6 protein-coding genes and 1 pseudogene are annotated in these 7,389 nt (G+C 67.1%); 6 read left to right on the top strand and 1 reads right to left on the bottom strand.

Annotation, left to right across the window (positions count from 1 at the left end; genetic code table 11):
• The 4 genes from A5906_RS13595 to A5906_RS13580 all read left to right on the top strand — a co-directional run.
• Positions 1-1,076 (top strand): PA0069 family radical SAM protein (locus A5906_RS13595; protein ID WP_245326719.1); only part of this gene is annotated, 1,076 nt, incomplete at its 5' end.
• A gap of 38 nt (positions 1,077-1,114) precedes the next feature.
• Positions 1,115-1,570 carry a VOC family protein gene (locus tag A5906_RS13590; RefSeq protein WP_080135692.1) on the top strand — a complete coding sequence of 152 codons (456 nt, stop codon included), beginning with the start codon at positions 1,115-1,117 and terminating at the stop codon, positions 1,568-1,570.
• A 78-nt stretch (positions 1,571-1,648) separates the two neighbouring features.
• On the top strand, positions 1,649-2,497 hold the full coding sequence (gene rnhB, locus A5906_RS13585; RefSeq protein WP_080135720.1) for a ribonuclease HII: 849 nt from the start codon (positions 1,649-1,651) through the stop codon (positions 2,495-2,497).
• A 100-nt stretch (positions 2,498-2,597) separates the two neighbouring features.
• A complete protein-coding gene (locus A5906_RS13580) occupies positions 2,598-4,106 on the top strand; it encodes a glycosyltransferase family 39 protein (RefSeq protein ID WP_080135691.1) in 1,509 nt (502 codons plus the stop codon).
• 120 nt (positions 4,107-4,226) lie between these two features.
• Here A5906_RS13580 and A5906_RS13575 read toward each other — a convergent pair whose 3' ends face one another.
• A complete protein-coding gene (locus tag A5906_RS13575) occupies positions 4,227-5,033 on the bottom strand; it encodes a uracil-DNA glycosylase (RefSeq protein WP_080135690.1) in 807 nt (268 codons plus the stop codon).
• A gap of 235 nt (positions 5,034-5,268) precedes the next feature.
• Between A5906_RS13575 and A5906_RS13570 the strand changes: the two genes are divergently transcribed.
• Positions 5,269-6,930, top strand: coding sequence for an electron transfer flavoprotein-ubiquinone oxidoreductase (locus tag A5906_RS13570; RefSeq protein ID WP_080135689.1), 1,662 nt, complete (start codon positions 5,269-5,271; stop codon positions 6,928-6,930).
• A gap of 100 nt (positions 6,931-7,030) precedes the next feature.
• A pseudogene (locus tag A5906_RS46365) lies at positions 7,031-7,389 on the top strand (hypothetical protein); the annotation flags it as partial.

Here is a 7,389-nt window from a genome sequence, read left to right as displayed (position 1 = left end):
TGGCGGTCGCAATCGACCGCCAGCGCAGGCGAGGCCGCGGTGCCCAGTCCAACGCCAGCGGCCGCTATGAGGCCGAGGCGCGCGTCGCCTTCGACGACGGCTGGCAGAGCCTGGAGGATTTGCCGCCGTTCAAGACGACGGTGGCGGTGGACACCTCGCGCAAGGTGATCACCCGCAACGACTCCCCCGATATCGGCTTCGATCGCTCGATCAATCCTTATCGCGGCTGCGAGCATGGCTGCGTCTATTGCTTTGCGCGGCCGACCCACGCCTATCTCGGCCTGTCGCCGGGGCTCGACTTCGAGTCGAAACTGTTCGTGAAGCCCGAGGCGCCTTCGCTGCTGGAGAAGGAGCTCGCCGCCCCCGGCTACGAGCCGCGCATGATCGCGATCGGCACCAACACCGACCCCTATCAGCCGATCGAGCGCGAGCGCAAAATCATGCGCGGCATTTTGGAGGTGCTGGAGCGCTCCGGCCATCCCGTCGGCATCGTCACCAAATCTGCGCTGGTCGTGCGTGACGTCGACATTCTCGCGCGCATGGCCAAGCGCAACCTCGCCAAGGTCGGGATATCAGTCACCTCGCTCGATCCGAAGCTGGCCCGCACCATGGAGCCGCGCGCCTCGACGCCGACGAAGCGGCTGGAGGCGCTGAAGCAGCTCTCGGAGGCCGGCATTCCCACCACCGTGATGGTCGCGCCCGTGATCCCCGCGCTGAACGATGCCGAGATCGAGCGCATCCTCGATGCCGCCGCCCATGCCGGCGTCAAGGAAGCCTCTTACGTGCTGCTGCGGCTGCCGCTGGAGGTGCGCGATCTCTTCCGCGAATGGCTGATGGCGAATTATCCGGATCGCTACCGCCACGTCTTCACGCTGATCCGCGACATGCGCGGCGGCCGCGACTACGACGCGAAATGGGGCGAGCGGATGAAAGGTACGGGCCCGATGGCCTGGACCATCGGCCGACGCTTCGAGATCGCCTGCGACAGGCTCGGCCTCAACAAGCGCCGCTCCAAGCTGACGACGGACCACTTCGCGCGGCCGAAGCGGAACGGCGAGCAGCTCAGCCTGTTCTGAGCGGGCAAGCTCTGATCGGAAACTCGAAGAGGCGTAGCATGAGTCTGGAACTCACCGTGCCGGTGCCGCGCCTGACCGTCATCACGCTCGGCGTCAGCGACATGTGCGCCAGCATCGCCTTCTACGACGCGCTCGGCTTTTCGCGCCGGCTGAAGGCGACCGGCGAGGCCGTCGCGTTCTACGACACCGGCGGTCCGGTGCTCGCGCTGTTTCCCTGGGACCAGCTCGCGGCGGATGCGTGCCTGCCTGATGATCCGAGGCCGGCGGCCTTCCGCGGCACCACGCTGGCCTGGAACTGCCGCACGCGCGAGGAGGTCGATGCGGTGCTGGCTTTCGCCCTCAGCAAGGGCGCAAGGCTGCTCAAGGCGGGGTGCGCGACCGATTACGGCGGCTATTGCGGTTATTTCGCCGATCCCGACGGCCATGTCTGGGAGGCTGTGGTGGCGCCCGGCATCGAGGTCGGCGAGGATCGGCGGGTGCATCTGGCGGAATAGGACGGCAAGCCTGAATAACGGGGAATGATCCGGGGTTCCCGGTTGCGCCGGCCCGGCTGCTTGCGCACGATCCCGGCCATGATTCGGGACAAGTCCGCCAGGAAGCCGGCCAAAGGTGCGCCAAAACAGGATGCTGCGAAGAAGGCAGCGCCCGCCAAGGCGGCCAAGCTTGCCGACGTCAAGGACGCCGCAGGCAAGAAAGGCATCATCGCAATTGCGCCGCCGAGCTTCCGCCGCGAGCGCGCGCTGATCAAACGCGGGGTCTGGCCGGTCGCCGGCTGCGACGAGGCCGGCCGCGGTCCGCTGGCCGGGCCCGTGGTGGCGGCCGCCGTGATTCTCGATCCGGACCGCATTCCGCGCGGCATCGATGATTCCAAGCGCCTGACCGCCGAGGAGCGCGAAAAACTGTTCGACAAGATCTGCGCCTCCGCGCAGGTCTCGGTGGTGGTTGCCTCACGCGCCCGGATCGACCGCGACAACATCCTGCGCGCCTCGCTATGGGCGCTGAAGCGCGCCGTGGTGGCGCTGCCCGAGGCGCCCAAGCATGTCTTCGTCGACGGCCGCGACCGGCTCGACACGCCTTGCGACTGCGAGGCGGTGATCGGCGGCGATGGCATCGTGCTGTCGATCGCGGCGGCCTCCATCGTCGCCAAGGTGACGCGCGATCGCCTGATGTGCGCGTTGGCGCAGGACTGCCCCGGCTATGGTTTCGAGCAGCACAAGGGCTATGCCGTCCCCGAGCACCTCGACGCCCTCGACCGCCTCGGCCCCACCATCCACCACCGCAGCTTCTTCGCCCCGGTTGCGGCGGCGCGGGCCAAGCACATGCCCTGGACCGTGGAGCCGGTACGGGATCTGTTCGAGGTCAGCGAGGTCGAGGTGCAGGTGGATGCAAGCGTTGAAATTGATGCTTCTGCCGGCCTCTAGGGCAGACGGTCGTTGCCACGACGCGTGACGCCCCTTATCAAAGTAGCCGTGAGCGAATAGGGCCGGCTGGACGGGTTGGCTGCATCTTTTCGGACGTTGCATGCGGTTTACCTCCCTGGTCATCGAGCTCATTCGCGCCCGGCCGCGGCTGATCGTGTGGATCGCCGTGCTGCTGCAGGCTTTGATGTGGCTGTTCGTGGCGCTGGTGTTTTACCGCAGCCCCCCAGGCACGCTGGCGACGCTGCTGGCGTTCGGCAGGGAATACCAGGTCGGCACCGATCTCGGCCCGCCCTTGCCGGTCTGGCTCGCCGACATCGCCTATCGCCTCGCCGGCGGCCACATGTTCGGCGTCTATGTGCTCGCCCAGCTCTGCGAGATCGCGACCTTCATCGCGCTCTACCATCTCTCCCGCGCCGTGGTCGGCTCGCAGCAGGCGGTGCTGGCCGTGCTCCTGACCATGACGGTGCTGGCCTTCTCTTCGTCCGCGCTGGACTTCGGCCCGCTGGTGCTGGCCCGCCCGCTCTGGGCGCTGCTGCTGCTGCATTCCTGGCAGATCATCGGCCAGCGCCGCGGTAATGCCTGGTTCGCCTGGTCGATCGAGGCCGGCCTGCTGCTGCTGACGACGCCCGCGGCGATCTTCCTGCTCGCGCTGCTCGTCATCTTTGCGCTGGCAACCGCCGGCGGCCGCCGCACGCTGCGCGCGCTCGATCCGCTGTTCGCCCTGATCGTCGTCGCCGTGCTGGCGCTGCCCTATGCCGTCTGGCTGATGCGGGCCGAAACGCTGGTGCTGCCGGCCCTGCCGCAGCTTGCCGAGCTGAACGCCCGCGCATTGCACGCGGCCTGGCTGCTCGGCGGGCTCGTGCTGGGAGCGGCCGCGATTCCGGCGCTGACCTTCCTCAACACCCGCCTGTTCGTCGCCAAGGGCGAGGACGCGCCGATCATCTACCGCCCGCCGGTCCAGCCGCTCGCGCGCAACTTCGTCTATTTCTTCGCGCTGGCGCCGGCGCTCGGCGCGGTGCTGATCTCGGCCGTGCTCGGCCTCGATTCCGTCGTCGGCGGCGCCGGTGTCGTGCTGGTCATGTCGGGGCTTGCCGTGGTCGTCATGGCCGGCGACCTCATCGCGATGCGCCGGGCGCGGATGCTGCGCACGGTATGGGCCGCCGCCGTCGTCGCGCCCGCCGCCGGTGTGGTGCTCGCCGTGCTGTTCCTGCCTTGGACCGGCGCCAACGAGATTGCGACCTCGATGCCGGCGCGCGCGATCTCGGATTTCTTCGACGAGAGCTTCGCCCGACGCACCAACCATCGCCTGCGCGCGGTTGCCGGCGAGACCCAGCTCGCCAGCCTGATCACGCTGCATTCCGGCCGGCCGCATCTCTTCATCGACGCCGACCCTGCGCGGACGCCGTGGATGAATCCGGCCAAATTCGCCGAGACCGGCGGCGTCGTGGTCTGGCGCGCCTCCGACACCGCCGGCACGCCGCCGCCCGAAATCCTCAAGCGCTTCCCCGGCATCGTGCCGGAAGTGCCGCGCGCGTTCGAATGGCTGGTGACCGGCCGCCAGCAGCTGCTGCGCATCGGCTGGGCCATCGTGCGGCCGAAGGGAGCGTAGCGCGCTCTCTCCGTCGTCATTGCGAGGAGCTCTTGCGACGAAGCAATCCAGGATCTTCCGCGGAGGCATTCTGGATTGCTTCGCTGCGCTCGCAATGACGGGGAGGGAGCATTCCGCCCCTTACGCGCCCGCCAGCACCTTCGCGATCGCCCGCAGATCCTGCCAGGCCAGCCGCTTGTAGGACGGCGAGCGCAAGAGATAAGCCGGGTGAAACGTCGGCAACGCGCGGATGGTGCGCTGGCCGGTGTCGTAGTCGAACCAGCGCCCGCGCGTGCGCATGATGCCTTCGCGCGTCGACAGCAGCGTCTGCGTCGAGGGATTGCCGAGCGTCACCAGCACATCCGGGTTCACGAGCTCGATCTGGCGCTGGATGAAGGGCAGGCACACTTGCGTTTCCTGCGGCGTCGGGGTGCGGTTGCCCGGAGGCCGCCAGGGAATGACGTTGGCGATGTACGCGGTGGTGCGGTTGAGGCCTATGGCGCCTATCATCAAATCGAGCAGCTTGCCGCTGCGCCCGACGAAGGGCAGTCCCTCGATGTCCTCGTCGCGGCCCGGCGCCTCGCCGACGAACATGATGCGCGCCTGCGGGTTGCCGTCGGCGAACACCAGCCGCGTCGCGGTGTGCTTCAGCGCGCAGCCCTCGAAATTCTGCATCAGCTCGCGCAACGCCTCCAGGGTCGGCGCGGTGCGCGCAGCCTCGCGCGCCGAAGCAATGGCGACGTCGGGTGCAGGGGCGGCCTCGCCGCGCATCACTGCGGGCGCGGCGACCGGACGGGGCGCCTCGACCGGCGCGGCGCGCGGGCCAGGTGGCGGCGCGTCGATTTCCGCCAGGCGGTCTATCGGTTCCTCCGAAAGCGCGCAGTCGACACCCGCCTCCAGATAGAAGGCGAGCAGCTCTCGGACGGTGGGTGCGGGTTCGGGGATCATGGGAAAGTCTGACTTTTATAGCATAGCGTTTTCAAGCGAAGTGGGCACCGGTTCGCGTAAAGAAAGCGCGCTAAAAATGATCGGGACTCCCCGGTTCTGGTCTGCCAGAACCGGAGAGAACCCCCTTGGGGCGCCTTGCATCCCGCCGGAACGTGATTCCGAGGTTGTCCTACCCGGAAAAATCGGAAACAAGGGGGCGCAAACGACCGAGGACCGTCTCAAGGGCTGAGATCAGATGAGCACCGAAGAACTTCCCCCGCGCGAATCCATGGAATTCGACGTCGTCATCGTCGGCGCCGGCCCTTCGGGCCTGTCGGCCGCGATCCGGCTGAAGCAGCTCAACGCCGATCTCAATGTCGTCGTGGTCGAGAAGGGCTCCGAGGTCGGCGCGCATATTCTCTCGGGCGCGGTGATCGACCCGGCTGGGCTCGACAAGCTGATCCCGGACTGGCGCGACGATTCCGACTGTCCGCTGAAGACGCAGGTGAAGGACGACCGCTTCTACTGGATGACGGGCGGCGGCGCGATCAAGCTGCCGGGCTTCCTGATGCCACCGCTGATGGACAACCATCACTGCTATGTCGGCTCGCTCGGCAATGTCTGCCGCTGGCTGGCGCGTAAGGCTGAGGCGCTCGGCGTCGAGATCTACCCGGGCTTTGCCGCGGCCGAGGTGCTCTATGACGAAGACGGCAAGGTCAAGGGCATCGCCACCGGCGACATGGGCATCGGCCGCGACGGCAAGCCGAAGGACTCCTTTACCCGCGGCATGGAACTGCTCGGCAAGTACACGCTGTTCGCCGAAGGCGCGCGCGGCAGCCTGACCAAGCAGCTCATCAACAAGTTCGCGCTCGATGCCAAGAGCGAGCCGCCGAAGTTCGGCATCGGGCTCAAGGAGGTCTGGCAGATCGATCCCGCAAAACACCAGAAGGGCTTGATCCAGCATTCGTTCGGCTGGCCGCTCGACCTCAAGACCGGCGGCGGCTCGTTCCTCTATCATTACGACGACAATCTCGTCGCGGTCGGCTTCGTCGTGCATCTCAACTACGACGATCCCTATCTGTCTCCGTTCGACGAATTCCAGCGTTTCAAGACCCACCCCTCGATCCGCGGCGTCTTCGAGGGCGGCAAGCGGCTCGCTTACGGCGCACGCGCCATCACCGAGGGCGGTTATCAGTCGGTCCCGAAGCTGTGCTTCCCCGGCGGTGCGCTGATCGGTTGCGCGGCCGGCTTCGTCAACGTGCCGCGCATCAAGGGCGTGCACAATGCGATGGGCACCGGCATGCTGGCGGCCGAGCATGTCGCGGCTGCGCTCGCCGCGGACCGCGCCAATGACGAGCTCGTCGAATACGAGAACGCCTGGCGCTCCTCGTCGGTCGGCAAGGACCTGTTCCTGGTTCGCAACGTCAAGCCGCTGTGGTCGAAGTTCGGCACCGTGCTGGGTGTCGCGCTCGGCGGCTTCGACATGTGGTGCAACACGCTGTTCGGCGCCTCGCTTTTCGGCACCCAGTCGCACGGCAAGCCCGACCGCGCCACGCTCGATCCGGCCAAGAGCCACGCGCCGAAGAACTACCCGAAGCCGGACGGCAAGATTTCCTTCGACAAGCTGTCCTCGGTGTTCCTGTCCAACACCAATCACGAGGAGGACCAGCCGGTCCATCTTAAGGTTGCGGACATGAACCTGCAGAAGACCTCGGAGCACGACGTCTTCGCCGGTCCCTCGAATCGCTATTGCCCGGCCGGCGTCTATGAGTGGGTCGAGGAGGGGACGAGCCCGCGCTTCCAGATCAACGCCCAGAACTGCGTCCACTGCAAAACCTGCGACGTGAAGGACCCCAACGGCAACATCACCTGGGTTCCGCCGGAGGGCGGCGGCGGCCCGAACTACGAGGCCATGTAAGAACGCCCTCGGCCCGAGCGCGCGACGTCGTAAAGGGTGATCTGGCGCACGTTCGCGTGAGAACCGGGCCGCAGCCACCGGTCGCGGCCACGATAAGGCCATAGTAGCGGCGTCTTGGGGCGCTCTTGACCGGTCAGCTGGCCGATTTGGGCCGTGCGGAGGGGACCGCCCGGTCCGAATCCTTGCGGCGAGACGCCAAAAGCGGCATTGTCGGCTCGACGGTTCCGGGTCCCGATGCCACTGGCCGCGTTCGCATGCGAGACGGCCTTCTGCTGCAAACCCAGGCACTACCAACCCAAGGCGAGCCCTGATGTTCTCAAATCGTTTCAACCGCTGGACTGTTGCCGCCATCGCCCTCATGGGCACAGCGATCGCGACGGTCCCCGGCGCGGTGCTGGCGCAGACGCCGGATCACCCGGCCGATACGGCGGCGCAGTTTCCGACCCGAAACGATCTGAA

The sequence above is a fragment of the Bradyrhizobium sacchari genome, assembly GCF_002068095.1.
Taxonomy (GTDB): domain Bacteria; phylum Pseudomonadota; class Alphaproteobacteria; order Rhizobiales; family Xanthobacteraceae; genus Bradyrhizobium; species Bradyrhizobium sacchari.
This window is presented reverse-complemented; position numbering and strand designations above follow the sequence as displayed.

What these genes read in the sequence shown, in the direction of transcription:
- A5906_RS13575 (WP_080135690.1), bottom strand. Translation starts at nt 5,033, where the DNA reads ATGATCCCCGAACCCGCACCCACCGTCCGAGAGCTGCTCGCCTTCTAT.
- rnhB (WP_080135720.1), top strand. Translation starts at nt 1,649, where the DNA reads ATGATTCGGGACAAGTCCGCCAGGAAGCCGGCCAAAGGTGCGCCAAAA.
- A5906_RS13570 (WP_080135689.1), top strand. Translation starts at nt 5,269, where the DNA reads ATGAGCACCGAAGAACTTCCCCCGCGCGAATCCATGGAATTCGACGTC.
- A5906_RS13580 (WP_080135691.1), top strand. Translation starts at nt 2,598, where the DNA reads ATGCGGTTTACCTCCCTGGTCATCGAGCTCATTCGCGCCCGGCCGCGG.
- A5906_RS13590 (WP_080135692.1), top strand. Translation starts at nt 1,115, where the DNA reads ATGAGTCTGGAACTCACCGTGCCGGTGCCGCGCCTGACCGTCATCACG.